Origin of the sequence: Bifidobacterium catenulatum DSM 16992 = JCM 1194 = LMG 11043 (assembly GCF_001025195.1) — a bacterium.
Taxonomy (GTDB): Bacteria; Actinomycetota; Actinomycetes; order Actinomycetales; family Bifidobacteriaceae; genus Bifidobacterium; species Bifidobacterium catenulatum.
On the sequence record NZ_AP012325.1, the window covers coordinates 913,315 to 937,118 of the forward strand.

Genomic DNA, 23,804 nt, shown 5'->3' on the forward strand with positions numbered 1-23,804 from the left:
AAGGAGCTCAATCTCAAATGCGCACTTCTGAAATCGCGAAGCGCTATCTTGATTATTTCGAAAAGCACGGCCATCTTATCGTGCCTTCGGCATCGCTGATCTCTCCGAACCCGACCACCCTGTTCACTATCGCAGGCATGGTCCCGTTCATTCCTTACCTCATGGGCGAGCAGACTCCGCCGAAGAGCCGCATGGCATCCAATCAGAAGTGCGTGCGTACTTTGGATATCGACGAGGTCGGCAAAACCACCCGTCACGGTACTTTTTTCCAGATGCTGGGCAATTTCTCCTTTGGTGATTACTTCAAAGAAGAAGCCATCCATTATGCGTATGAGCTGCTGACCACCCCGCAAGACAAGGGCGGCTACGGCTTCGATCCGGAGAAACTGTGGATGACCACCTTCACCGACGATGAGGAAGCCCGTTCGATGTGGAAGAACGAGGGTGTTGACCCCGAACACATCCAGATCATGGGCATGGAAGACAACTTCTGGACGACCGGTGGTCCTGGCCCTGGCGGCCCGTGCTCCGAAATCTACGTGGACCGTGGACCGGAATATGGCGTGGAAGGCGGCCCGATCGCCGACGAGAACCGCTACATTGAAATTTGGGATCTCGTGTTCGAAAACTACGAGGTCGATAATGTCAAGTCCAAGACCGACCTGCACATCGTGGGCGAACTTGAGAACAAGAACATCGACACCGGCGCTGGTCTGGAACGCCTTGCCTATCTGATGCAAGGCAAGCAGAACATTTATGAGACCGACGAGGTTTTCCCGGTCATCGAAGCAGCTCAGAAGCTGTCTGGCCGTACGTATGGCGATGACGAAGCCATGGACGTGCGCTTCCGCATTGTGGCCGACCATGTGCGCTCCGCCTTGATGATCATGTCTGACGGTGTGCGCCCATCCAACAACGGTCGTGGCTATGTGCTGCGCCGACTGCTGCGTCGTACCGTCAAGGCCATGCGCGAACTTGGTGTGACCGGTCCGGTCATGCCGACCCTGCTGCCGACTTCCAAAGCGGCTATGGAGCCGAGCTATCCGGAACTCAATAACACTTTCCATGATGTGTCCGAGGCAGCCTACGGCGAGGAAGATGCGTTCCGCCGCACGTTGGAATCCGGTACCGAAATCTTTGATCTCGCTGTGGCAAAGGCCAAGGAATCCGGATCCGACGCCGTTTCCGGCGAAGATGCGTTCAAGCTGCACGACACCTATGGCTTCCCAATCGAGATTACCCTCGAAATGGCCGCAGATCAGGGCGTCAAGGTAGATGAGGCCAAGTTCCGTGAGCTTATGGCCGAACAGAAGAGCCGCGCACGTGCCGATGCACTTAAGAAGCGCCACAACGTGGATCTTTCCGTCTACGACGATTTCAAGAAGACGCTGGTTCAGCCCATCGACTTCCTTGGTTACACCGACATGTCCGCGCGTGCCAAGGTGCTGGGCATCATGCAGGAAGGCAAGGGCTCCGTTCCCGCAGTCACCGGTCCGGCCAATATCGAAGTCATTCTCGACCGTACCCCGTTCTACGCGCAGGCCGGTGGTCAGCTCGCCGATCAAGGTGAGATTCTCTCCGACGATGGCGCCGTGCTTGAGGTCGACGATGTGCAGAAGCCGATCAAGGATCTCATCGTGCACCAGTGCCGTCTGACCGAAGGCACGCTGGTTGTCGGTGCCGAGGTCAACGCCAACATCGATCTTGATCGCCGTGGTGCCATCGCTCGCGCGCACACCGCTACCCACATGGTGCACAAGGCGCTGCGCGAGGAGCTTGGTCCTCAGGCCACCCAGCGCGGTTCCGAAGATGCACCGAACCGTCTGCGTTTCGACTTCCAGTGGTCCAGCGCTCCGAGCAAGGATGCGATGAACTCCGTGGAAGCCCGTGTCAACGAGAAGCTGCGCGAAAACCTCGCCGTCACCACTCAGGAAATGAAGTTCGATGATGCCATCGCCCTGGGTGCCATGCACCTGTTTGGAGAGAAGTACGGCGACGTCGTGCGTGTGGTTTCCATTGGTGAAGACGGCTGGAGCCGTGAGCTTTGCGGCGGTACCCACATCGATCATGTAGGTAAGATCGGCGCGATCAACATCATGTCCGAAGCTTCCATTGGCTCCGGAGTGCGCCGTGTCGATGCGGTCGTGGGCGAAAGCGCTTACGAGTTCAACGCTCGCGAGCATGCGTTGGTGTCCCAGCTTTCCGACATGGTCAATGCCCGTCCGGATGAGCTGGCCGATCGCGTGAACGCGTTGCTTGCCAAGCTCAAGGAATCCGATCGCCGTCTTGCGGCTATGTATGAATCCCAGCTTTCAGCTTCCGTTCCGGTTCTGGTTGCTGAGACCAAGGCTTCTCAAGCTCCGGTCAAGGTGGCTGCGAAGAACGTCGAACATTTCGGTTCCTTCGACGCACTGCGCAAGACCGTACTTGACGTCCGTGGCCAGCTCGGTGAGGAAAATCCGGTCGTGGTGGCCCTTTCTGGCGTGAATGAGGAAGGCAAGCCCATGGTTGCCGTGGCCACCAATGAAGCCGCACGCAAGCAGGGTATCAAGGCGGGAGATCTCGTTCGAGGCGCATCCAAGATCCTCGGCGGCGGTGGCGGCGGCAAGCCGGACTTCGCTCAGGGTGGCGGCGTGGACGCCACCAAGATTGACGAGGCTCTCGAGGCGTTGGTCCATCAGGCCATGAAGGGCTGAACCACCAAACATGGTTTGGCTTGGCATTGATTTGGGTGATGCCAGAGTCGGACTCGCATTGTCTGACCCCGGCATCACCCTCGCATACCCCGCGGGCAACATCCAAGTCTACGGGGATTCATTTCGCGCATTGGATGAGGTCGTCGACGTCATCGAAGACGAATTAGTCGATCATGTGATAGTCGGGTTGCCGTTGTTGTTAAGCGGAGAAGAAGGCAAAAGCGCGAAGAAGGCACGGCGGTGGACTGTTAATCTTGAGAGAAGACTGCGTGCCGCGGTGGAGGATGACGAATACTCGTTGACGCAAGTCCCAACCATCGAATTGGTTGACGAGCGACTGACCACGGTGACTGCGCATCATCAGCTGTTCGATGCGCAAATCGGTGGACATGAGCATCGTCCGATGGTCGATCAGCAGTCGGCGGTGGTGATACTGCAGACAGCAATCGACAGAAGAAAGAGATAAGAGGAGAAAGACCTGTGACCGATAATCTCAATGATTTTTTCTCCGATAACGCGCAATGGGTGGATTCGTCGGATGACACATCCTTCAACTCGGCAATGCCGCCGCAGCCGCCGAAATCGCGTAGAGACATGCGTCGTCGCAGAGAACAAAAGCGTCGTCGTCTGTACATCACGATTATTGCCGCACTTGTGGTAGTCATTCTGATCGGTGTCGGCGGATTCTCCGGAGTACGTGCGTTGAAGCGTTGGAAGGCCGCGAACGAAGCGAACTCGCAGAGCCAGATCGAGGATTACACGGGACCAGGCGATAAGGAAGTGACCTTTACCGTAGAATCCGGTCAGGGCGCCGCCGAAATCGCTGAGAACCTTGTTAAAGCGAAGATTGTCAAGTCCGCTGCCGCGTTTACTTCCGCGGTAAGTGGGGCAGCGGCCACGTTGTATCCGGGATCGTATGCTTTGAAGACGCATATGAAGGCGTCCGACGTGGTCAAGATTTTGTCTGACCAAAGCCAGGCTGGAGGCTTCGCCGAAATCAGGGCCGGTGAGCGTGTGTCTGATATCATCGCAAATGCGGCGCAGGCATCGGGCATAGACGTTTCGGAATTCCAAGCCATCATAGATGGTGGGGGATCGGGAATCCTCCCTGAAGAAGCCGGTGGCAAATTCGAAGGTTGGCTTGAGCCTGGCGCCTACAATGCGCAGAACAAGTCTGCTGAGGATATTATCAAAAGCATGGTCGATGCGCGCATCGCCAAGTTGGATGATCTGGGCGTGCCGACCGGCAGCGAACGTGAACGTATTTTGATCATCGCGTCCATTGCTGAATCTGAAGTGGGCAGTGACAAATACTATGGGCAGGTCGCAAGGGTCATTCTCAACCGTATTGACAGCGACATGGCGCTCGGTATGGACACGACTGTCGCCTACGGTCTAGGTATTTCCGCAAGCCGGCTTACCGATGACCAGCTGAACGATGACAGCAATCCGTACAATACCCGCATTCACAAGGGGCTGACGCCGACGCCAATCAGCAATCCGGGAGATGACGCCATCAAGGCATCCATCAATCCTCCGGAAGGCAAATGGATGTATTTCGTCACCACCAATCTGCAAACCGGCGAAACAAAATTCGTCGAAACGGAAGACGAGTTCTGGAAGATTCGCGACGAGTATAAGAACAACAACGAAAACGCGAACTAATCAGAACATAACGCCAACCGCAATGCCTATCGCCCCGGTCGTCACAATCGCCGGGGCGAATGGCGTTCGGCCGGCGTAAGAAGTATGCTTTTGCGGATCAAAACGTGTCCATAGGGTAATCCAGCACAAACCAACTACGCCAATAGCAAGCCACCAAGACACTACGGCGAACAGGCCGAACATGCCGACTGCCAAACCCATAAGCAACGTGGTCGTGACGTCGCCAAATCCCACCGAGCCGGGTTTCATCAAAGCAAGAGCGCATTGCAGCGCCGCCGACAGCGCGGCGAAGAGCAGTGCCTGCAACGCCAAGAATAGTGTGTTGGCGTAGAGCGCGTATATGAGGTTCACGATAATCTGTACCACGCATCCTGCGGCGACCCATGTGCGTGGGATGCGACGTGAACGGATGTCTTCGACGCTGACGGCTAGTCCACAGAGCAGACTCGGCAGGCAAATCATGTACCACATACCGTTAAGATAGTCCACTAGTTGTATTCGGAAGAAAAGGAGTCGGCATGTTGCGCTGGCAGACAGCAGGTGAGTCGCACGGCGAGGCGCTTGTCGCCATGATCGAAGGGCTGCCTGCGGGCGTCCACGTTACTACGGAGGATATTGTTGGCGCGTTGGCGCGTCGTCGTCTTGGATATGGCCGTGGCGCACGTATGAAGTTCGAGCAGGACAAGGTCCGTATGCTTACCGGTGTGCGTTTCGGTGAGACCATCGGCTCTCCGGTGGCCATTGAAATCGCCAACACCGAGTGGCCGAAGTGGACTGAAGTGATGAGCGCCGACCCGCTTGATCATGAGATCGCTCGTGAGGGTCGCAATGCCCCGCTGTCCCGCCCGCGCCCAGGGCATGCTGACCTGACCGGCATGCGCAAATACGGTTTTGATGACGCTCGTCCGGTGCTGGAACGTTCTTCCGCACGTGAGACGGCTTCACGTGTGGCGCTGGGAGAGGTTGCCAAGCAGTTCCTGGAGCAAACATTCGGCATCCGCACCGTTTCGCATGTGCTCTCCATCGGCGGTGCGGGCATTACCGATCCGCAGCAAGCTACGCTTCCTAAGCCGGAGGATCTTGAAGCATTGGATGCCTCTCCGGTGCGTACGCTTGACAAGGAAGCGGAAAAGCAGATGATCGCTCGCATTGATGAGGCGAAAGAGAACGCCGACACGTTGGGCGGTGTGATTGAGGTTGTGGTGTACGGCGTTCCTGCGGGCGTCGGTACCTATGTCGAGTCGGATCGCCGTCTTGACGCGGCTTTGGCAAGCGCTGTGATGGGCATTCAGGCCATCAAGGGTGTGGAAATCGGTGACGGCTTCCTTGAAGCCATGCGTCCTGGTTCCCAGGCCCATGATGAGATGGTGGTGGGCGAGGATGGTCGTATCGCCCGTCTGAGCAACCGTGCCGGTGGCATCGAAGGCGGCATGTCGAACGGCCAGCCGATTGTGGTGCGTGCGGCCATGAAGCCAATTCCATCCATTCCGAAGGCGCTGCGAACCGTTGATGTGACCACGGGCGAACCGGCGCAGGCTATCAACCAACGTTCCGACAATACCGCGGTTCCGGCGGCCGCGGTTGTAGCCGAGGCGATGGTGCGTCTGACCATCGCGCAGTATGTGCTTGAGAAGTTTGGCGGCGACTGCGTTGCCGAGACCAAGCGCAATGCCGAGCAGTACATTGCCTCCTGGCCTGAGCATATGAGGTGATTCGTTTCATGGCTGGTATGCGCAGGCCTGTCGCCGTGATCATCGGCATGATGGGCGCGGGCAAAACACGTGTCGGCAAGGAAGTGGCACAGATGATGAATCTGCCATTTGCCGATGCCGATAATGAGATCGAATATGATGCGGGAATGCGGATTCCCGAGTATTTCGAAAAGTACGGCGAGTCGGAATTCCGTAAACTGGAAAGCGACGTTGTGCTTGACATGCTTGAGGATTTCGATGGCATCTTTTCCTTGGGCGGGGGTGCGCCGATGACACCTTCCATCCAAGAGGGATTGGCGAGATACGTTGCGTCTGGTGGCAAGGTCGTGTATTTGATGGCTGATCCGGAAGAGGCCATGGAACGCGCGAATCGTGGTGGAGGTCGTCCGATGCTCAACGGTGATGCCAATATGCGTTGGAAGAAACTCTATAAGGAACGTGACCCGGTGTTCAGACGCGTGGCGAACGTGCATGTGGGCACGCGCGGCCAGTCTCCGCAGGCGGCTGCGAGAAAGCTGATGGAAATGATTGATCAACGTATAGTACATGTCACCGGTTCTACCATCGAACCGTACGATGTTCATATCGGCGAGGGTGTGATGGGACAGCTTGCACAGATTTTGGGCAGCAAACCCGTCAAGGTGGCGCTTATCCACACCCAGCCGGTGCAGCGTCATTCGGATCGTGCGCGCACGCTGCTTCGTCAGGCAGGCTATGATGCGTACGACATTATCATTCCTGATGCGGAGGCTGGCAAGACCATCGAGGTGGCCAACGGTATTTGGCAGCGCTTGGGCGATGAGGGTTTCACCCGTTCCGATGCGATTGTCGGTCTTGGTGGTGGAGCGGCAACCGATTTGGCTGGTTTTGTGGCAGCCACATGGATGCGTGGTATTCGCTATGTGAACTGTCCGACGTCGCTGCTTGCCATGGTTGATGCTTCGACCGGTGGTAAAACTGGCATTAATACACCGCAGGGAAAGAATCTGGTCGGTTCGTTCTACACTCCGGCCGGAGTGCTCGCCGACTTGAAGTCGCTCACATCGTTGCCGAACGACATTTTCATCGAGGGTTTGGGCGAGGTTGCCAAGTCCGGTTTCATCATGGATCCGGAGATCCTGCAGATTCTTGAGGATCATGCCGATGAACTGCGTGCCTTCGATGGGTCGGCGTTTCTGGATTCCGATCTGAAGGATGTGGTCGCGGAGCTGATCGAACATACCGTGGGCGTGAAGGCCTACCATGTGTCTGCCGATCTCAAGGAGGCGGGACTGCGAGAATTCCTGAACTATGGGCATACGCTCGGCCATGCCATCGAAAAGCTTGAGCATTTCCGTTGGCGTCATGGCAACGCGGTTGCGGTCGGCTGCGTGTATGCGGCCGAACTGTCGCATCTTCTGGGATACATCGATCAGGATCTTGTGGACTACCATCGTTCGCTGCTGGAATCACTGGGCTTGCCCACATCTTGGAACAACGGTACGTGGGACGATGTGCTCGCTTTGATGCATCGAGACAAGAAGGCCCGCGGCAACAAGCTTCGTTTCGTGGTGCTTGAAGGTGTTGGGAAGCCTATTCATCTTGAGGATCCACCCGCGGACGCCGTCGAAGAAGCGTTCCGTCGCATTCAGCAGTAATAACAAGGGAGTTGAACATGACTAAAGTAGTAGTCGTCAATGGACCGAACCTCGGACGCCTTGGCGTGCGTCAGCCCGACGTGTATGGCAAGCAGGATCTTGAAACCTTGCGTAGCCTGTGCACGCAGTGGGGTGAGGAGCTTGGTCTTGACGTGGAAGTCCGTCAAAGCGACGATGAAGCTGAAATGATCGGCTGGATGCATCAGGCCGCCGACGAAAAGACTCCGATTGTGATGAATCCTGCGGCATTCACCCATTATTCCTATGGTCTGGCAGATGCCGTGCACATGGTGATTGATGAGGGGCTGCCTCTGATGGAGGTCCATATCTCCAATCCGTCCGCACGCGACGAATTCCGCAAGCGTTCCGTGATTTCCCCGGTTGCGACCGGCACCATCACCGGCATGGGCTTCTACGGCTATAAGCTGGCGTTGGAAGCCGTGGCGCATCTGTTGGAAGCTAAGTAACGTTTTTCGATTTCTGATTGGGATTGCCTAAGCTGCACAATACATGCCGGATGCCTTCCGATGGACATCCGGCATGTATTGTGACCACCGATTCGCCCGGTCTTGATGTGCACCAGGAAGATGATGAGACCCTGCCGAACGATAGAAGCGTCACCATCTACTGCAAGCCCGATGCTGACAGCACGCCTGTCATCAAGGGACTTGCGGCTTCTGATAGTGTGGCGCTCGAATCGCAGTTTGATCAGAGCGCCACGCCTTTTCGTATTGAAGAAACACGCCGCGTCTTATACCGCTGATAAACTGAAGTTCCATGGTTAGAAGACAACATGGCAATTCTCAAGAGCACGTTACCAAGCATATTTTCGTCACCGGTGGCGTTGTTTCCTCTCTCGGCAAAGGCCTGACCGCCTCCTCTCTCGGCCGCCTACTTCGTAGCCGTGGCATCAAGGTTTTGCAACAGAAGCTCGATCCGTACATCAACGTTGATCCGGGCACTATGAATCCGTTCCAGCATGGCGAAGTCTATGTCACCGAGGACGGCGCCGAAACCGATCTCGACATCGGCCACTATGAGCGTTTCCTTGACGTGTATCTGAGCCAAAAGGCGAACGTCACCACCGGCCAGATCTACCAGGAAGTGTTGCGCAAGGAACGCGCCGGCGAATACCTTGGACAGTGCGTGCAGGTCATCCCGCACATCACCAACGAAATCAAGTCCCGCATGCGTGCGCAGGCGTCCGATGACGTCGACGTGATCATCACCGAAATCGGTGGCACCGTCGGCGACATCGAATCCCAGCCGTTCCTGGAGGCCGCGCGTGAGGTCCGCCGCGATCTGGGCGCCGAGAACTGCATGTTCGTGCACGTCTCCTTGGTGCCGTATATTGCCGCGGCTCATGAGCTCAAGACCAAACCGACCCAGCACTCCGTCATGATGCTGCGTCAGCTCGGCATCTCCCCGGATGCCTTGGTGCTGCGTTCCGACCGCCTGCTGAACCAGTCCATCAAGGACAAGATCTCCCTGATGTGCGATGTGGATTCTGAAGGCGTGGTCAACTGTGTGGACGCCCCGAGCATCTACGACGTGCCGAAGACCCTGTTCGACGAAGGTCTCGACGCCTATGTCGTGCGCGAACTCGGCCTGCCGTTCCACGATGTCGATTGGGACGAGTGGGAGGACCTGCTGGAGCGCGTGCACCACCCGAAGCATGAGGTGAACATCGCCATCGTCGGCAAGTACATCGATCTGCCGGATGCCTACCTGTCCGTCACCGAAGCCATCAAGGCCGGTGGTTTCGCCAACTATGCCAAGGTGAACGTCAAGTGGGTCGCCGCCGATAAGTGCGAGACCGAGGAGGGTGCGGCCGCCGCACTCGACCAGGTCGACGGCATCGTCGTTCCCGGAGGCTTCGGCATCCGTGGCATCGACGGCAAGATCGGTGCCCTGAAGTTCGCCCGTGAGAACAAGCTGCCGGCCCTCGGCCTGTGCCTCGGCCTGCAGTCCATGGTCATCGAATACGCCCGCCACGTCCTCGGCTTGGAAGACGCGAACTCCACCGAGTTCGAGCCCGATTGCGCGACCCCGGTCATCGCAACCATGGAGGAGCAGAAAGACATCGTCGCCGGCAATGGTGACATGGGACACACCATGCGTCTTGGCTCCTATCCGGCGGAGCTCGAAGAAGGTTCCATCGTCGCGGAACTGTACGGCACCACGCATGTTACTGAGCGTCATCGTCACCGTTACGAAGTGAACGTGGCATACAAGGACCGTCTGCGTGAAGCGGGTCTGCGCATTTCCGGCCAGAGCCCGGACGGCAAACTCACCGAGTTCGTCGAGCTTCCTCGCGAAGTGCACCCGTTCTATGTATCCACTCAGGCTCATCCTGAGTTCAAGTCCCGTCCGACCAAGCCGCACCCGCTGTTCGCAGGTCTGGTCAAGGCCGCTCTGGACCACCAGCAGGAGCGCTAGATCGACGAATTGTGATTAACGTCGGATAACCCGATACGCAACATGGCCATGGATCCAAAGGAGTTCATGGCCATGTTGCATAATGGGGACTTGGCCTCGAATTGCCAACAAGACGTATTCGTAATGAACAACCTTTACGAGGGGACATGAGTTTGAACGATATGGATTCTCCGGAAAGCGACAACCGTAAGTTCGCCTTCCCAAACATGGGCGATGACCCAAAAGTCATTTCGCAGGTGAGCTTGGATTCATTTGCCGAAACGGCCGATTCCATTGATGATGGTGCAGCGTTGTCTGTGAATGTCAGCAAGAAGCGCCATCTGTTGTGGCTGTGGATCGTTCTTGCGGTGATGCTTCTTTTCGGTGCCGTGGCCGGTGGCGGATACTGGTTCTTCCAGTCTCATGCGTTGCCAGGCGTTACACTCTGGGGCAGGTCCATGACAGGGCAATCCCGAGATCATATCGTCCAAGAGATTTCCGATACGGCGGAGTCATTGACGGTTCCCGTTTCCTATGAGGGAACGAGCAAGAAAGTTACGTTGAAGGATCTCGGCGTTGCCATTGACGCGGAATCCATCGCCGAAAATGTGATGAACGCGAAACGTGACGATTCCTTCTTTCAGAAGTATGCATTCTGGGCTCGTGAGGATGTCGACGTCGAGCCTTTCGACGATTCCCAAGCCAGTGCCCAGACGGTAGGTGGCATGCTGGGAGTGCAGTCTGCGTCCGCCACCAACCCGTCGCTACAGCTCAACGCGGATGGTACCGCCTTTGATGTGACGCCAGGTCAGCAGGGGACTGGTATCGATGTGACGGAGATTGTCAAGGAAGCCAAGAACGTGCTTGAGTCCTTTGGCAAGCAGACTGCTCAAACGGTGACTCTTGAAAATACGGTTACTGATCCCGTCATTACGGATGATCAAGCCAACGAGGCCAAGGCCTCTGCTGACGCGTGGATAGCGAAGCCGGTGTCTATCAAAATCGGCGACCATAAAGTGGCGGAATTCGGTGCGCAAGCCATAGCATCAGCCATCACGCTTGGACCGGATAGTGAGAAGCTCGGCGATAATCAAATCCGAAATGGCTCTTTGATCATCGACGGTGACAAATTGCAGCAATACTATAATGATTCCATCAAATCGAACTTCCATGCGGATCGAGTTGATGGTGATGTCATCGTTAATAGTGTCGGTGATGTGCTGCAAACCAATGTAGACGGGCATGATGGTATAACCGTTTCTGATGGTGGCGACACCAATGTTGGCCGTGATGCCGCTGAGGCGTTTGCCAAAGGCTCTGATTCAGTAAGTATTCAAGGCACTTGTGACGCGCAAAACGAGAAAAAAACTACGCGTACCGTGGTGGTCAGCTTGTCTTCACATACCGTTACAGCCATTGAAAATGGGCAGACCGTCCGTGTCATGCATATGTCTGCTGGTCAGGGCAATGATTACCAGACGGGCCAGTGCCAGCCGAGCGGCGACTTGTGCACGCCAACCTACTGCGATCCGAACTCCTATGACAACTGCACGCCTGACGGTGACTTCAAAGTGTGGCTCAAGTACCAGTCCCAAGATATGAGCGGCACGCTTACCCTGTCGGACGGAAACACCGAGAAGTGGGATGTCAAGGATGTTGGATTCGTCAACTATTTCTCGAAAACGGGTTGCGCGATTCACCGCATCGCCACTCAAAGCGCGTTTAACGACAGCAGTATTCAGGCTATGGGGAAGAACACGTCCCATGGTTGCGTCGGCGTCGGCTGGGATCAGGCTGAATGGTTCTACAATTGGTGCCTGATGGGAACGACGGTTCACGTTCAGGCCTGATATGCGGGCTATCGACAGAAAGACGAGAAGGCGGAAGGCTGAATGTTCGGCTTCCGCCTTTGCGCTATGTAAGATAAATCACGACAAATCATTGCCGAATAGCGAAAGGGGCGCTAGTATTTCGCCCAACGTTCTGTTAGGTTGTCATAGGTACAAACGAGTGATTGGAGGCAGCGTACGGTGGCAGAAAACCAAGCGCCCAACGCCGCGGCTGACGTGGAGATGAGCCAGTATGTGGCTGATCGCACGCGAGTGAACGAAGACAAAATCAAGCAGGATGACGAGATCATCCAGCAGTTCGGCGACTATACGTATGGATGGCATGACACGGATTTCGCCGGAGAAGCGGCAAAAAAAGGCATTGACGAGAATGTTGTGCGTGCCATTTCCGCAGATAAGAATGAGCCGGAATGGATGCTGGAAAAGCGATTGGAAGGCTATCGCGATTTCATCAACCGTCCGATGCCTCAATGGGGCGTCGATTTGAAGGATTTCGACGCAGACGATTTCAAATATTACGTCAAGCCGATCGACAAGCAGGCCACGACTTGGGAGGAATTGCCTGACGAGATCCGTGCGACGTATGACAAGCTCGGTATTCCCGAAGCGGAAAAAAGCCGTCTTGTCTCCGGCATCGCGGCACAGTACGAATCCGAGGTCATCTATAACTCAATCCAGAAGGATCTTGAAGACCAAGGCGTGATTTTCGTCGACACCGACACTGCGGTGCAGAAGTATCCGGAAATCGTCAAGAAGTATTTCGGCAAGTGCATTCCGAGCAACGACAACAAATTCTCGGCATTGAACACCGCCGCATGGTCGGGCGGATCGTTCGTCTACGTACCGAAGGGTGTGCATGTCGATATTCCGTTGCAGGCATACTTCCGTATCAATACGCCGAATATGGGCCAGTTCGAGCGCACGTTGATTATTGCCGATGAGGGATCGTACGTGCACTATGTGGAAGGCTGCACCGCACCGATCTACTCGACCGATTCGCTGCATTCCGGTGTGGTGGAGATTTTCGTCGAGCCGCATGCCCGCGTGCGTTACACCACCGTGCAGAACTGGTCGAACAACGTTTACAATCTGGTGACGCAGCGTGCCTACGTGCGTGAAGGCGGCACCATGGAATGGGTCGATGGCAACATTGGGTCCAAGGCAACCATGAAGTATCCGGCCTGCATTCTCGCCGAGCCGTATGCGAAGGCCAGCACCATGTCGCTTGGTTTCGCAGGCAAGGGCCAGTATCAGGATACCGGCGCAAAGATGATTCATCTTGCACCGCACACCAGTTCCACCATCGTGGCGAAGTCGATTTCCCGCGGCGGTGGACGTTCCGCATACCGTGGTCTCGTCAAAATCGTCAAGGGTGCCGAAGGATCGTCCAACTCGACGGTATGCGATGCACTGCTTGTCGATGAGTTCAGCCGCTCCGACACCTACCCACATGTGGATGTGCGAGAAGACGACGTTTCCATGGCACATGAGGCTACGGTTTCCAAGGTTTCTGAAGACCAGCTGTTCTACCTGATGAGCCGCGGTCTTTCCGAAGACGAGGCTATGGGCATGATCGTGCGAGGCTTCGTGGAGCCTATCAGCCGTGAGCTGCCGATGGAATACGCGCTTGAACTGAACCGACTGGTTGAACTGCAGATGGAAGGATCGGTGGGCTGATCACCATGGCACAAACTCAGGAAATCAACATTCCCGTTGCGGATCCGAACGATCCGTATGCGAATCCGGCAGCCATGCCCTCTTCGGCGGATCGCTCGCCGCGTTCATTTGATGTGGACGCATTCGAAGTGCCCGACCGCAAGCAGGATGATTGGCGTTATACCCCTGTGGAACGTGTCGAAGAATTCTTTGAACCGTTTACGCCGTCGAACGAAACCCAGATTGCCGTCACTATGATCGACGGCACAGCTCTCACTGAGGGCGTGACCTATAGCGAGGGCAAGCCGGGAGACGCCGATACAGGGGTTGTTTCCAAGCCTTGCGATCGCGTATCCGCGGTGCAATGGAATTCCACATCCCGCGCTGGAATTCTGCATATTGAGGGTGAAATCGAGCAACCAGTGCTTGTCAAGGTGCACGGTGCCGGAACCGACTTGGATGCTTTCCATCTGGTGATCATCGCAGCTGACCGCGCCCACGCTGATGTTGTTGTGGAGCATGACGGCGATGCACGTATCGCCGAAGGTGTGGAGATCCTCACAGGTAAGGACTCCCATGTGTCCACCACATTCATCCAGGAGTGGAACAAAGGTTCCAAGCATGTGGGCAACCAGCGTATCCACTTGGGGGAGGGCGCGTCCCTGCGCCATTCCGTGGTCACGCTTGGCGGCGATGTTGTTCGAATCCGTATGGATCAGGATTTTGGCGGCGATCAAGGCGATCTCAATATGCTTGGCATCTACTTTGTGGATCCGGGCGAGCATATCGAACATCGCACCATGATTGTGCACAACCATCCCGAGTGCAAGAGTCGTGTGGTATATAAAGGCGCTCTTGACGGCAAGGGCGCACACTCCACATGGGTCGGCAACGCGCTGATCGCTCCGACTGCGCCGGGTACCGACTCGTATGAGCTCAACCGCAATCTGGTACTTACTCCGGGCGCGATCGCTGATTCCGAACCGAATCTGGAAATCGAAAACGGCAACATCATCGGGGCCGGACATGCCTCTTCCGTCGGGCGCTTCGACGATGAAGAGCTGTTCTATCTGCAGTCCCGTGGCATTCCGGAAACCGAAGCCCGCAAACTTGTGGTGCGAGGCTTCTTCGGCGAACTCGTCGAGGAAATCGGCATTCCCGCAATCAGCGAACATCTCATGAACGTTATCGACAGGCGCCTGGCACGCGGTGAGAGCGACGCAATCGCCCAGGTGTTGGAAGAGAAGTAGAACGTAGGAGCGAAAACCATGTCAACTCTTGAAATCAAAGATCTGTACGCGCACGTCGAAACCAAGGACGGCATCAAGCCGATTCTCAAAGGCGTGAACCTGACTGTCAACTCCGGTGAAACCCATGCCATCATGGGACCGAACGGATCTGGCAAATCCACGCTGGCATACACGCTGGCGGGCCACCCCAAGTACGTGGTCGATTCCGGACAGGTGCTGCTAGACGGCGAAGACATCCTCAAGATGACTCCGGACGAGCGAGCCAAAGCAGGTGTTTTTTTGGCCATGCAGTATCCGGTCGAAGTGCCGGGTGTGTCGATGACCAATTTCCTGCGCACCGCAAAAACCGAAGTCGACGGCAAGGCTCCAGCCATCCGTACCTGGACCAAGGAACTGTCTGAAGCGATGAAGCGCCTGAAGATGGATCCGAAGTTCGCCACCCGTTCCGTGAACGAGGGTTTCTCCGGCGGTGAGAAGAAGCGTGCCGAAGTGCTGCAGCTCGAGCTTCTCAAGCCGAAGTTCGCCATCCTTGACGAAACCGACTCCGGTTTGGATGTCGACGCGTTGCGTATCGTCTCCGAGGGCGTGAACCGCGCCAAGGAAGCCAACCAGTTCGGCATCCTCATGGTCACGCATTACACGCGAATCCTCAAGTACATCAAGCCGGATATTGTGCATGTGTTTGCGGCCGGCCACTTCGTCAAGACTGGTGGCCCTGAACTGGCCGACGAGCTTGAGGAATTTGGATATGACGCATACCTGCCGGAAGGTGCCGACTCCGAAAGCGCGCTGGCATGACCGATTTCGCAGCGATCCGTAAGGAATTCCCGATTCTCAATCAGAAGATTCACGGCCATCAGCTTGTTTATTTGGATTCCGCGGCGACTTCTCAGAAGCCGCAATGCGTGATTGACGCCGAAAGCGATTTCTATCGCACCATCAACGCCGGTGTGCATCGTGGAGCGCATGAACTTGCCGCACGCAGCACCATGGCGTTCGAGGAGGCGCGTGCCAAGGTGGCGCGTCTTGTCGGAGCCAGTACGGTTGAAGGCGAGGAAGAAATCGTCGTCACTTCCGGTGCCACGGCAGGATTGAATCTGTTGGCGACCGCCTTCGGCAACGCATCCCAAGGGCGTGGGGGAGAAGCGGCACGACGTTTCGCTGTGAAGTCGGGAGACGAGATCGTCGTATCCAAGGCTGAGCATCATTCTGTGTTGCTGCCATTCCAGGAGCTTGCCGCACGTACTGGAGCGACACTGAAATGGTTTGATCTGGACGATGAAGGACGAATCCTTGCCAACACCGCAGATGAGGTGATCACTGAGCGCACGAAGATCGTGGCCGTCACCCATGTGGGCAATACCACTGGTGCCATCACCGATATTGCGCCGATTGTGAAGCGTGCGCACGAGGTGGGCGCAGTGGTTGTGCTTGACGCGTGTCAGTCCGTGCCGCACCTGAAGATCGATTTACACGCATTGGACGTGGATTTCGCTGCATGGAGTGCGCATAAGATGTACGGTCCAACGGGCGTCGGCTTCCTATATGGTAAGCGTGAGATGCTCGAAGCGTTGCCTCCGGCGAATTTCGGCGGATCCATGGTAGAACTTGCCTGGATGGATCAGGAAGCGCAATATATGGCACCTCCGGCACGTTTCGAGGCGGGTACGCAGCCGGTTGCCCAAGTCGTGGCAGCAGGTGTTGCAGCCGAGTGGCTAATGAACATTGGCATGGAAAATCTTGAAGCCCACGAACGCGTTATCGCAGGCGAACTGCTCAAGATGGGACAGATCGAGGGTGTACGCATTCTTGGACCGCATGCTAATGAGCGACGTATCGGCACGGTTGCTTTCGAAATCGAAGGCGTTCACCCGCATGACGTCGGCCAGTTCATCGATGCGCAAGGCATCGCCATCCGTGTCGGTCATCATTGCGCGCAGCCGGTGCACCGCCATTTCGGTGTATATGCATCCAACCGTGCATCCAGTGGCATCTACAACTGCGTCGAAGACGCACAGGCGTTGGTTGAGGCGTTGAAGAAGGTCCGTCCGTTCTTTGGAGTTAAGTAACACATATGAGTGATTTTGCAATGTCTGGCGACGATCTCGAGCAGATGTACCAAGAGGTCATTCTCGAAGCCTCAAAGAATCCGCATGGCAAGGAGCGTTTCGCTCCAGATCTGGCTTCTGAAAATGCCTTCCAAACGGGAAATGCCACGGTTCAGGCGGTTCACGAGTATTGCACTCCTGGCGAGTCCCATCAGTTCAATCCGACCTGTGGAGACGAGGCCACCGTGCACGTGGAGGTTTCCGACCAGGAGCCGCATGTTATCGAACGACTGGTGTGGGACGGTCATGGTTGTTCCATTTCACAGGCCAGCCTTTCGGTGATGGTCGACCTTGTGGAAGGCAAAACCGTGGATGAGGCCATGAACTTGGCTAATACCTTCCATAAGCTCATGGAATCACGTGGCAAGGGACTGGATGATGAATCCGCGGAAGAATCCCTTGAGGATGGCATCGTTTTTCAAGGAGTGTCCAAGTATCCGATGCGCATCAAATGCGCATTGCTTGGTTGGGAAGGAATGAAGGATTCCGTAGCTAAGGCGTTGTCTGCGAAAGCGTGACAAGCATCTTTCCGCAAGTGGGCCGGTGTTGTGTGCGTTATGCCTACAGTGAACGAAACACCGGCGACAAACTCCAGCCAACACGATAGGCTACTCAGCGAAATATACTCGAATCAAATATGGAGCAACAATGAGCGATACCTTGGTACCAGAACCGCAAGCCTCGATTTTCGATTCCGTTGCCAAGGCATTGGGCAATGACGAGGCCGCTGCGCGTCGCGTCATGCTTAACCCTAATCTCGCCAAAGGATTCAAGGACGGCAAACCAGTGGAAATCGAACACGAGAACATCAAGCAAGATGCTTGTGGCTGCGGCAATCAGGCTGGAGTATGCGGCTGTTCCGAGGAGCAGGATGACGGCATCGCATTGAAGGCTGTCGATGATATCGGACGTGCGACCGCCGCCGATGTGAAGGAAGCGCTGCATCAGGTCATTGATCCGGAACTTGGCATTGACGTGATTGATTTGGGCTTGGTATATGGCATTGAGATCGATGAGCTTGGCCGTGCCATCATCACGATGACGCTGACCACTCCGGCGTGCCCGCTGACCGATTTGATTGAAGACGAGTGCGCAAGCACCCTTGCAGGTCTCGTTGAGGAATTCCGTATCGATTGGACATGGCAGCCGCGTTGGAGCATGGAAAAGATCACTCCGGAAGGACGCGAACAGTTGGCTGCGCTTGGCTTCAACTTCGATAACCTTCCGAAATACTGACAATATAGCGACATAAAACAATATAAAAAAGCGTGCTCCCGACGCTGGGAAGCACGCTTTTGTTCTGTGTGCGGCAGAACGTCAGTCGTCGACCACGGTACCCTTCGGCACCACAGTGATGCCTTCCGGCGTGACGGTGAAGCCACGAGCCAGATCATGTTCAGTATCGATACCGACGGTCGAATTCTCGGTAAGCACAACATTTTTGTCGAGAATCGCCTTGTAGACGCGTGCTCGACGATTGATGGTCACGCCGTCAAACAAAATCGAATCGACGACCTGCGACCACGAGTGGATACGCACGTTCGGTGAAAGTACGGAATGGTGCACTTCGCCGCCCGACACGATGACGCCGGGGGAGACGATCGAATCGGTGGCGTGCCCAAGACGGTCACGACCGGCATGCACGAACTTTGCAGGCGGCAGGTTGCCGGACAACGTGTAAATCGGCCATTCGGTGTTGTACAGATTGAACTCCGGCACATAGGAAATCAGATCCATATGTGCATCGTAGAACTGCTTCAGAGTACCCACATCGCGCCAGTAGGCATGATCGGTCGGCGTCGCTCCCGGAATCTCGTTGGAATTGAAGTCGTAGACGCCGGCCTCATTGCGAGCCGCGAAGTACGGGGCGATATCGCCACCCATATCATGCTTGGTGTCTTCGGCCTTTTCGTCGAGCGCCAAAGCCTCGAACAGGGCGTCCGTGTTGGCAACGTAATTACCCATGGAAGCGAGGATGGAGTTCGGATCATCTGGCAGGCCAGTCGTGGTCTGCGGCTTTTCCTGGAAGCTTTTGATCATGCCTGGGTGTTCCGGATCAACCTCGATCACGCCAAACTGGTTGGACTGGCTAATCGGCTGGCGAATACCCGCCACCGTGAACTCCGCACCGGATTCGATGTGCTGCTGCACCATCTGCTGGAAGTCCATACGGTAGACGTGGTCGGCACCGACGATCACCACAATATCCGGCTGCACGTCTTCGATGATGTTGATGGTCTGATAGACGGCGTCGGCCGAGCCGAGATACCAGTGCTTGCCGAGACGCTGCTGGGCAGGAACAGGGGAGACATAGTTGCCGAGCAACGGCGAGAAACGCCACACTGTGGAAATGTGGCGATCGAGCGAATGGGATTTGTACTGGGTGAGCACCACGGTCTGCATGTAGCCAGAATTGACCAAATTGCTCAACGGGAAGTCAATCAGTCGGAACACGCCGCCGAATGGAACGGCCGGTTTTGCTCGGTCCCTGGTCAAAGGCATCAGACGAGTGCCTTCACCACCTGCAAGAACGATGGAAAGAATTTTCGGATTCTTCGCCATGAGAACTCCTCTCTAGAGCGTCGTTACGACACCGCACACATTGGTCGGTCTGCAGCATCGCAAACCGCTTACGCACTCAATAATTGCATATTTTTTGCAACATGCAAGGAGTTTGCACCGCGAGTCTTGAAAATTTGCTGATTGTTTCAGTGAACAGCTGTTGAATAGAAGGCTACGGCGCTCGAAGCGGCGACGTTAAGACTGTCCACTCCGTGGCTCATGGGAATCTTCACCGTCAGATCGGCACGGGAAATGGTGTGATGCGACAGGCCGTCGCCCTCAGTGCCGAAAATCAGCGCCAACTTGTCAATATGGTCCTTTTCGTCGTCGGCATTGTTCAAGCGGCGAACGAGCTCTTCCAACGAAATGGAGTCGTCTTCAAGAGCCATCGCAACGGTTGTGAATCCAAGATCGTGCAATTCCTGCATGCCGGTGAACGGCCAGTAATGCCTATCATCTCCGCCGATGCGCGTCCACGGAATCTGAAACACCGTGCCCATCGACACGCGGGCGGCGCGCCGATACAGCGGATCGCCGCAAGAAGGCGTCACCAGCACGGCATCGACATCCAATGCAGCCGCGGAGCGCATAAGCGCGCCGACATTGGTGTGGTCGACGATATTTTCCATGACCGCGATGCGGCGTGCCCCTCGGCAGACTTCCTCGACGCTGGGCAAAGGCCAACGCTTCATCGCAGCCAATGCGCCTCGGTGCAGCCGATAGCCGGTCAGCTGCTTGAGCTGTTCGGGGGAGGCCACGTACACGGGAATGTCGGTGCCCCATCGGTTGTCGATGAGCGTGAAGGTTTCAGCCATGCCTTCAATCCACGGTTCTTCGACCAGCAGCGATATCGGCTCTCGGTTGGCGGCAAGCGCCCTGTCAATGACTTTTGGCGATTCCGCGATGAACAGGCCTTTGCTGGGTTCAAGCTTGTTGCGAAGCTGGATTTCCGTAAGATTTGTGTATGCCGCCACGCGCTCGTCGTCAATGGAAACAAGATGGATGAACTGCATGTGACCGATCTTTCGCCGAATAGCCTTTCAGATACAAGAAAACCCCTTGTTTCCAAGGGGTTTTGCTGGTGTCCGGAGCGGGACTTGAACCCGCACGCCTGTATAAAATAGGCACTAGCACCTCAAGCTAGCGCGTCTACCATTCCGCCACCCGGACAGGTGCGTTGCTCACCGGCAACGAATAAAAACTATAGCAGATGCTCGGCGTGATGCAAGTCTCGGCGTGTCGCGTGGAATTTCACCATTAGTATCCGAGGTGCTGGTAGTCTCTGGAGCTATGACTGATGCCCTTTTTCTGCTTGATACGGAACATGATGATGTGCCTGTGAACAGCGATGAGCTGAACGCCGGATGGAAATTGACGTTGCCTCAATCGGTACGTCGTCACGCCATTCAGGCCATGCGTCTGAAAGACGGTGATGAGTTGCAGCTTTCCGATGGTAGGGGATTGCGCATCCATGCGGTGCTGTGCGACGCGCAGCAGGGAATCGCGCAAGTGTCGAGTTTCAGCAAGGAGCAGCAACCCGTCACCAAGCTCGCTTTGGTTCAGGCGCTGGCCAAAACAGGGCATGATGAACAGGCCATCGACACGGCAACGCAGATCGGTGTGGACGAGGTAATTCCATGGCAGGCCGATCGTTCCATCGCCAAATGGAAGGTGGGGCGTACCGACAAGAAGTGGAGGCAAGTGCTTGAGTCGGCCACCGAACAATCGCGACGTTCCTGGACGCCTGAATTGGGGGAGTGCGTGGCCAGCAAGCAGTTGGTCGCCATATGCAAACGTGCCTGCGTGCGCGGCGATATGGTAATCGTGCTGCATCAGGATGCCACCAAAACCTGGAACCAGTTGGAGGAATCGATCGCGGCGCTTTCCGACAAGTGCCTGCAGGATGGTCGCCAGCGTACCGTGTACGTGGTGGTCGGGCCGGAAGGTGGTATCGGCGACGCGGAAATCGAGTCTTTTACCGACGCCGGAGCCGAAGTATGCGTGCTCGGAAGTAACATTCTGCGGGCGTCCACGGCCGGTCCGGTCGCATTATCGTTGCTCGCACGGGCGCTGGGACGTTTCGTTTGATGCCCCATGCTGGCGATTTGCCGTGGATTATCCCGGTTGCGCAATAGCATGGTCATGACGGTTTCCCAGCATTAAGGAGCATTATGAGCGACAAGGATTGTCTGTTCTGCAAGATCATCGCAGGAGAGATTCCAAGCGAAAAGGTGTATGAGGACGATACTACCTACGCGTTCAAGGACATCAATCCGAAAGCCAAAGTCCATGTGCTTGTGGTGCCTCGTGAGCATTATGCGAACGTGGCCGAGCTCGCGGCGGCCGATCCGCAGCAGCTTGCCCACATGGCTCAAGTTGCGCAGAACATCGCAGATAAGGAATTCCATGGCGCCTTCCGGCTGATCTTCAACACCGGGCTTGATGCAGGGCAGACCGTATTCCATGTGCATGCCCACGTGCTGACCGGTGAAAAGCTCGACGAGTAGCTTTCTTTTCCCCATATATCAACGTTAGAAGAGGTTTTGTGGCCACCACTACACGTACCATCGCGATTCCCCAACAGCTTGATCCGGTAACCGTGCTTGGACCGGTCGACGAGGTTCTCCGGGAAGTGGAACGAGCGTTCCCCGACCTGACCATCATCGTCAGAGGCGACCGTATCGCGATCATGTCACGTTCCAACAAATCTGAATCCCAAGCTGCGCAGGCCGAACATGTGATTGAAAACATCATTCAAGCCGCATATACGGCTCCGATGGACGCCGACACGGTGCGGCGCATGCTCGACCAAAATGTGTTGAAAACCTCTGTTCGCGCCACGCGCCCGGGGCATGGGCGTGTAGTGGAAGAACTACGTTTGGCTGATAGGCAGCAGGGGCGTGCCTCACAACGTGAGCATGCCGCAGACCGCCGCAAGCCGCACGTGCCAGGAGTGATCACCTTTGCGCTTGGTAAGCCGGTTCGCGCGAAAACCGCTGGTCAGGTCGCCTATATCAATGCCATTGAGTCGCACACCATCACGTTCGCCATCGGTCCTGCCGGTACAGGTAAGACGTATCTTGCAGTGGCCAAGGCGGTTCGCGCCTTTCAGGATCGGCAGGTGCGGCGCATCATCCTGACCAGACCTGCGGTGGAAGCCGGAGAGAACCTCGGTTTCCTGCCGGGCACACTGAACGAAAAAGTCGATCCGTATCTTCGTCCGTTGTACGACGCGCTTTCCGACATGCTTGGAGCGGACCAGCTCAAACGCTACATGGATGACGGTACCATTGAAGTCGCGCCGCTTGCGTACATGCGTGGACGCACGCTCAACGATGCGTTCGTGATCCTCGACGAAGCGCAGAATACCACCGAACAGCAGATGAAGATGTTCTTGACACGACTGGGTTTCAACACGAAAATGATCATCACGGGTGACGTGACGCAGGTTGATCTGACAGTACCGAAATCCGGCCTTGCCACCATCGAACGCATACTTGAAGGCATCGACGATATAGCGTTCGCCCATCTCAAGCCGGAAGACGTGGTACGACACGCGCTGGTCGGCAAAATCGTCGCAGCCTATGATCGACACGCGGCCATCGCCGGCGACCATAGCCGGCACATCGCAAGCAAAACCACATCCAAGCAAACGGACGAGCAAATCGAAAGGAACGCTGAATGAGCGTCGAAGTAACCAACGAAACCGTCTGGCAGATCGACGGCAAGGTGTTCTCCGATCTCGGCATATGGGTGATGGACCAGATGCGCGTCAGCACGCAATCCGACCTGACCATCATGTTTGTCGACCCCGATCCGATCGCCCAATTGCACATGCGCTGGATGAACCTTGAAGGACCGACTGACGTAATGAGCTTCCCCATGGACGAACTGCGCCCAGGAGACGGCAGAACCGTGATGGAAGGCGTGCTTGGGGATATCGTGATCTGCCCATGGGTGGCCGCCCAGCAGGCGCTTGCAGCCGGACACAGCACCATGGAGGAAATGATGCTTCTGACGATCCACGGCATTCTCCACCTGCTTGGATACGATCACGCGACACCGGAACAGGAGCGCCAGATGTTCGGCCTGCAGCGTCAACTGCTGCTAACCTTCTTTGCTCTCCGCCAAGGATCGGGAGCGCAGGCGATTCTTCCGTCAGGAGCGCCGGATGCGCTTGCCGAATGGGATCGGGAGCATGGTACCGGGCGGCAGATCGCCAAATAGTGATGACGTTGCCGGTAGCATAT

The 23,804-nt window shown here is 56.1% G+C and carries 22 protein-coding genes and 1 tRNA gene; 19 read left to right on the forward strand and 4 right to left on the reverse strand.

Annotated features, from left to right (window positions below; genetic code table 11):
- The first annotated feature begins 17 nt into the window (after positions 1 to 17).
- Genes alaS through mltG form a run of 3 tightly spaced genes read left to right on the forward strand, consistent with a single transcriptional unit; the run spans position 18 to position 4,361 of the window.
- On the forward strand, positions 18 to 2,696 hold the full coding sequence (alaS, locus tag BBCT_RS03820) for an alanine--tRNA ligase (protein WP_003835125.1): 2,679 nt from the start codon (positions 18 to 20) through the stop codon (positions 2,694 to 2,696).
- A gap of 10 nt (positions 2,697 to 2,706) precedes the next feature.
- Positions 2,707 to 3,162, forward strand: a complete 456-nt coding sequence (gene ruvX / locus BBCT_RS03825) for a Holliday junction resolvase RuvX (protein ID WP_003835122.1) — start codon at positions 2,707 to 2,709, stop codon at positions 3,160 to 3,162.
- Positions 3,163 to 3,176: 14 nt separating this feature from the next.
- Positions 3,177 to 4,361: an endolytic transglycosylase MltG gene (gene mltG, locus BBCT_RS03830; protein WP_003835120.1), complete on the forward strand. Its 1,185-nt coding sequence runs from the start codon at positions 3,177 to 3,179 to the stop codon at positions 4,359 to 4,361.
- On the opposite strand, the gene BBCT_RS03835 is transcribed toward mltG, so the two are convergent.
- A complete protein-coding gene (locus BBCT_RS03835) occupies positions 4,362 to 4,832 on the reverse strand; it encodes a prepilin peptidase (protein WP_003835117.1) in 471 nt (156 codons plus the stop codon).
- A 47-nt stretch (positions 4,833 to 4,879) separates the two neighbouring features.
- Here BBCT_RS03835 and aroC point away from each other — a divergent pair, with 47 nt between their 5' ends.
- The 12 genes from aroC (at position 4,880) to BBCT_RS03895 (ending at position 18,228) form a co-directional block, all read left to right on the forward strand.
- Positions 4,880 to 6,073 carry a chorismate synthase gene (aroC, locus tag BBCT_RS03840; protein ID WP_003835115.1) on the forward strand — a complete coding sequence of 398 codons (1,194 nt, stop codon included), beginning with the start codon at positions 4,880 to 4,882 and terminating at the stop codon, positions 6,071 to 6,073.
- Positions 6,074 to 6,090: 17 nt separating this feature from the next.
- Positions 6,091 to 7,710 carry a bifunctional shikimate kinase/3-dehydroquinate synthase gene (locus BBCT_RS03845; RefSeq protein ID WP_033513227.1) on the forward strand — a complete coding sequence of 540 codons (1,620 nt, stop codon included), beginning with the start codon at positions 6,091 to 6,093 and terminating at the stop codon, positions 7,708 to 7,710.
- A 17-nt stretch (positions 7,711 to 7,727) separates the two neighbouring features.
- Complete coding sequence (gene aroQ, locus BBCT_RS03850; protein WP_003835112.1) at positions 7,728 to 8,177, forward strand: type II 3-dehydroquinate dehydratase; 450 nt, start codon at positions 7,728 to 7,730, stop codon at positions 8,175 to 8,177.
- A gap of 50 nt (positions 8,178 to 8,227) precedes the next feature.
- The gene (locus tag BBCT_RS03855; protein ID WP_003835111.1) at positions 8,228 to 8,473 is read left to right on the forward strand and encodes a hypothetical protein; all 246 of its coding nucleotides are present in this window, start codon (positions 8,228 to 8,230) and stop codon (positions 8,471 to 8,473) included.
- Between the two features lie 14 nt (positions 8,474 to 8,487).
- The gene (locus BBCT_RS03860; protein WP_003835109.1) at positions 8,488 to 10,149 is read left to right on the forward strand and encodes a CTP synthase; all 1,662 of its coding nucleotides are present in this window, start codon (positions 8,488 to 8,490) and stop codon (positions 10,147 to 10,149) included.
- A 146-nt stretch (positions 10,150 to 10,295) separates the two neighbouring features.
- Positions 10,296 to 11,978, forward strand: coding sequence for a L,D-transpeptidase family protein (locus BBCT_RS03865; RefSeq protein ID WP_003835108.1), 1,683 nt, complete (start codon positions 10,296 to 10,298; stop codon positions 11,976 to 11,978).
- A gap of 222 nt (positions 11,979 to 12,200) precedes the next feature.
- Entirely contained in the window at positions 12,201 to 13,655 is a 1,455-nt protein-coding gene (gene sufB, locus BBCT_RS03870; RefSeq protein WP_095279446.1) for a Fe-S cluster assembly protein SufB, read from the forward strand.
- Positions 13,656 to 13,660: 5 nt separating this feature from the next.
- Entirely contained in the window at positions 13,661 to 14,884 is a 1,224-nt protein-coding gene (gene sufD, locus BBCT_RS03875; protein ID WP_003835104.1) for a Fe-S cluster assembly protein SufD, read from the forward strand.
- Positions 14,885 to 14,902: 18 nt separating this feature from the next.
- Positions 14,903 to 15,682, forward strand: a complete 780-nt coding sequence (sufC, locus tag BBCT_RS03880) for a Fe-S cluster assembly ATPase SufC (protein WP_003835102.1) — start codon at positions 14,903 to 14,905, stop codon at positions 15,680 to 15,682.
- A complete protein-coding gene (locus BBCT_RS03885) occupies positions 15,679 to 16,953 on the forward strand; it encodes a SufS family cysteine desulfurase (protein WP_003835100.1) in 1,275 nt (424 codons plus the stop codon). The genes sufC and BBCT_RS03885 overlap by 4 nt, the downstream gene beginning before the upstream one ends.
- Positions 16,954 to 16,958: 5 nt before the next feature.
- Positions 16,959 to 17,510: a Fe-S cluster assembly sulfur transfer protein SufU gene (gene sufU, locus BBCT_RS03890; RefSeq protein ID WP_003835098.1), complete on the forward strand. Its 552-nt coding sequence runs from the start codon at positions 16,959 to 16,961 to the stop codon at positions 17,508 to 17,510.
- Positions 17,511 to 17,640: 130 nt separating this feature from the next.
- Entirely contained in the window at positions 17,641 to 18,228 is a 588-nt protein-coding gene (locus tag BBCT_RS03895; RefSeq protein ID WP_003835096.1) for a metal-sulfur cluster assembly factor, read from the forward strand.
- Positions 18,229 to 18,309: 81 nt separating this feature from the next.
- Here BBCT_RS03895 and glgC read toward each other — a convergent pair whose 3' ends face one another.
- The 3 genes from glgC to BBCT_RS03910 all read right to left on the reverse strand — a co-directional run bounded on the left by glgC (position 18,310) and on the right by BBCT_RS03910 (position 20,724).
- The gene (gene glgC / locus BBCT_RS03900; protein WP_003835094.1) at positions 18,310 to 19,554 is read right to left on the reverse strand and encodes a glucose-1-phosphate adenylyltransferase; all 1,245 of its coding nucleotides are present in this window, start codon (positions 19,552 to 19,554) and stop codon (positions 18,310 to 18,312) included.
- 146 nt (positions 19,555 to 19,700) lie between these two features.
- Positions 19,701 to 20,567 (reverse strand): TrmH family RNA methyltransferase, encoded by an 867-nt coding sequence (locus tag BBCT_RS03905; protein ID WP_003835093.1) that lies wholly within the window; start codon positions 20,565 to 20,567, stop codon positions 19,701 to 19,703.
- A gap of 66 nt (positions 20,568 to 20,633) precedes the next feature.
- Positions 20,634 to 20,724, reverse strand: a tRNA-Leu gene (locus BBCT_RS03910).
- Between the two features lie 120 nt (positions 20,725 to 20,844).
- On the opposite strand from BBCT_RS03910, the gene BBCT_RS03915 reads away from it, so the two are divergent.
- The 4 genes from BBCT_RS03915 (at position 20,845) to ybeY (ending at position 23,781) form a co-directional block, all read left to right on the forward strand.
- A complete protein-coding gene (locus BBCT_RS03915; protein WP_003835091.1) occupies positions 20,845 to 21,642 on the forward strand; it encodes a 16S rRNA (uracil(1498)-N(3))-methyltransferase in 798 nt (265 codons plus the stop codon).
- 83 nt (positions 21,643 to 21,725) lie between these two features.
- Positions 21,726 to 22,061 carry a histidine triad nucleotide-binding protein gene (locus tag BBCT_RS03920; RefSeq protein WP_003835089.1) on the forward strand — a complete coding sequence of 112 codons (336 nt, stop codon included), beginning with the start codon at positions 21,726 to 21,728 and terminating at the stop codon, positions 22,059 to 22,061.
- A 38-nt stretch (positions 22,062 to 22,099) separates the two neighbouring features.
- Entirely contained in the window at positions 22,100 to 23,239 is a 1,140-nt protein-coding gene (locus tag BBCT_RS03925) for a PhoH family protein (protein WP_003835087.1), read from the forward strand.
- Positions 23,236 to 23,781: an rRNA maturation RNase YbeY gene (gene ybeY / locus BBCT_RS03930; protein WP_003835085.1), complete on the forward strand. Its 546-nt coding sequence runs from the start codon at positions 23,236 to 23,238 to the stop codon at positions 23,779 to 23,781. Before BBCT_RS03925 ends, ybeY begins: the two co-directional genes overlap by 4 nt.
- The last annotated feature ends 23 nt before the right edge of the window (positions 23,782 to 23,804 follow it).

What these genes read in the sequence shown, in the direction of transcription:
- aroC (WP_003835115.1), top strand. Translation starts at nt 4,880, where the DNA reads ATGTTGCGCTGGCAGACAGCAGGTGAGTCGCACGGCGAGGCGCTTGTC.
- alaS (WP_003835125.1), top strand. Translation starts at nt 18, where the DNA reads ATGCGCACTTCTGAAATCGCGAAGCGCTATCTTGATTATTTCGAAAAG.
- sufC (WP_003835102.1), top strand. Translation starts at nt 14,903, where the DNA reads ATGTCAACTCTTGAAATCAAAGATCTGTACGCGCACGTCGAAACCAAG.
- glgC (WP_003835094.1), bottom strand. Translation starts at nt 19,554, where the DNA reads ATGGCGAAGAATCCGAAAATTCTTTCCATCGTTCTTGCAGGTGGTGAA.
- ruvX (WP_003835122.1), top strand. Translation starts at nt 2,707, where the DNA reads ATGGTTTGGCTTGGCATTGATTTGGGTGATGCCAGAGTCGGACTCGCA.
- ybeY (WP_003835085.1), top strand. Translation starts at nt 23,236, where the DNA reads ATGAGCGTCGAAGTAACCAACGAAACCGTCTGGCAGATCGACGGCAAG.
- BBCT_RS03860 (WP_003835109.1), top strand. Translation starts at nt 8,488, where the DNA reads ATGGTTAGAAGACAACATGGCAATTCTCAAGAGCACGTTACCAAGCAT.
- BBCT_RS03920 (WP_003835089.1), top strand. Translation starts at nt 21,726, where the DNA reads ATGAGCGACAAGGATTGTCTGTTCTGCAAGATCATCGCAGGAGAGATT.
- BBCT_RS03865 (WP_003835108.1), top strand. Translation starts at nt 10,296, where the DNA reads ATGAGTTTGAACGATATGGATTCTCCGGAAAGCGACAACCGTAAGTTC.
- BBCT_RS03835 (WP_003835117.1), bottom strand. Translation starts at nt 4,832, where the DNA reads ATGTGGTACATGATTTGCCTGCCGAGTCTGCTCTGTGGACTAGCCGTC.
- sufB (WP_095279446.1), top strand. Translation starts at nt 12,201, where the DNA reads ATGAGCCAGTATGTGGCTGATCGCACGCGAGTGAACGAAGACAAAATC.
- BBCT_RS03915 (WP_003835091.1), top strand. Translation starts at nt 20,845, where the DNA reads ATGACTGATGCCCTTTTTCTGCTTGATACGGAACATGATGATGTGCCT.
- BBCT_RS03895 (WP_003835096.1), top strand. Translation starts at nt 17,641, where the DNA reads ATGAGCGATACCTTGGTACCAGAACCGCAAGCCTCGATTTTCGATTCC.
- BBCT_RS03845 (WP_033513227.1), top strand. Translation starts at nt 6,091, where the DNA reads ATGCGCAGGCCTGTCGCCGTGATCATCGGCATGATGGGCGCGGGCAAA.
- BBCT_RS03885 (WP_003835100.1), top strand. Translation starts at nt 15,679, where the DNA reads ATGACCGATTTCGCAGCGATCCGTAAGGAATTCCCGATTCTCAATCAG.
- aroQ (WP_003835112.1), top strand. Translation starts at nt 7,728, where the DNA reads ATGACTAAAGTAGTAGTCGTCAATGGACCGAACCTCGGACGCCTTGGC.
- sufU (WP_003835098.1), top strand. Translation starts at nt 16,959, where the DNA reads ATGAGTGATTTTGCAATGTCTGGCGACGATCTCGAGCAGATGTACCAA.
- BBCT_RS03905 (WP_003835093.1), bottom strand. Translation starts at nt 20,567, where the DNA reads ATGCAGTTCATCCATCTTGTTTCCATTGACGACGAGCGCGTGGCGGCA.
- BBCT_RS03855 (WP_003835111.1), top strand. Translation starts at nt 8,228, where the DNA reads ATGCCTTCCGATGGACATCCGGCATGTATTGTGACCACCGATTCGCCC.
- sufD (WP_003835104.1), top strand. Translation starts at nt 13,661, where the DNA reads ATGGCACAAACTCAGGAAATCAACATTCCCGTTGCGGATCCGAACGAT.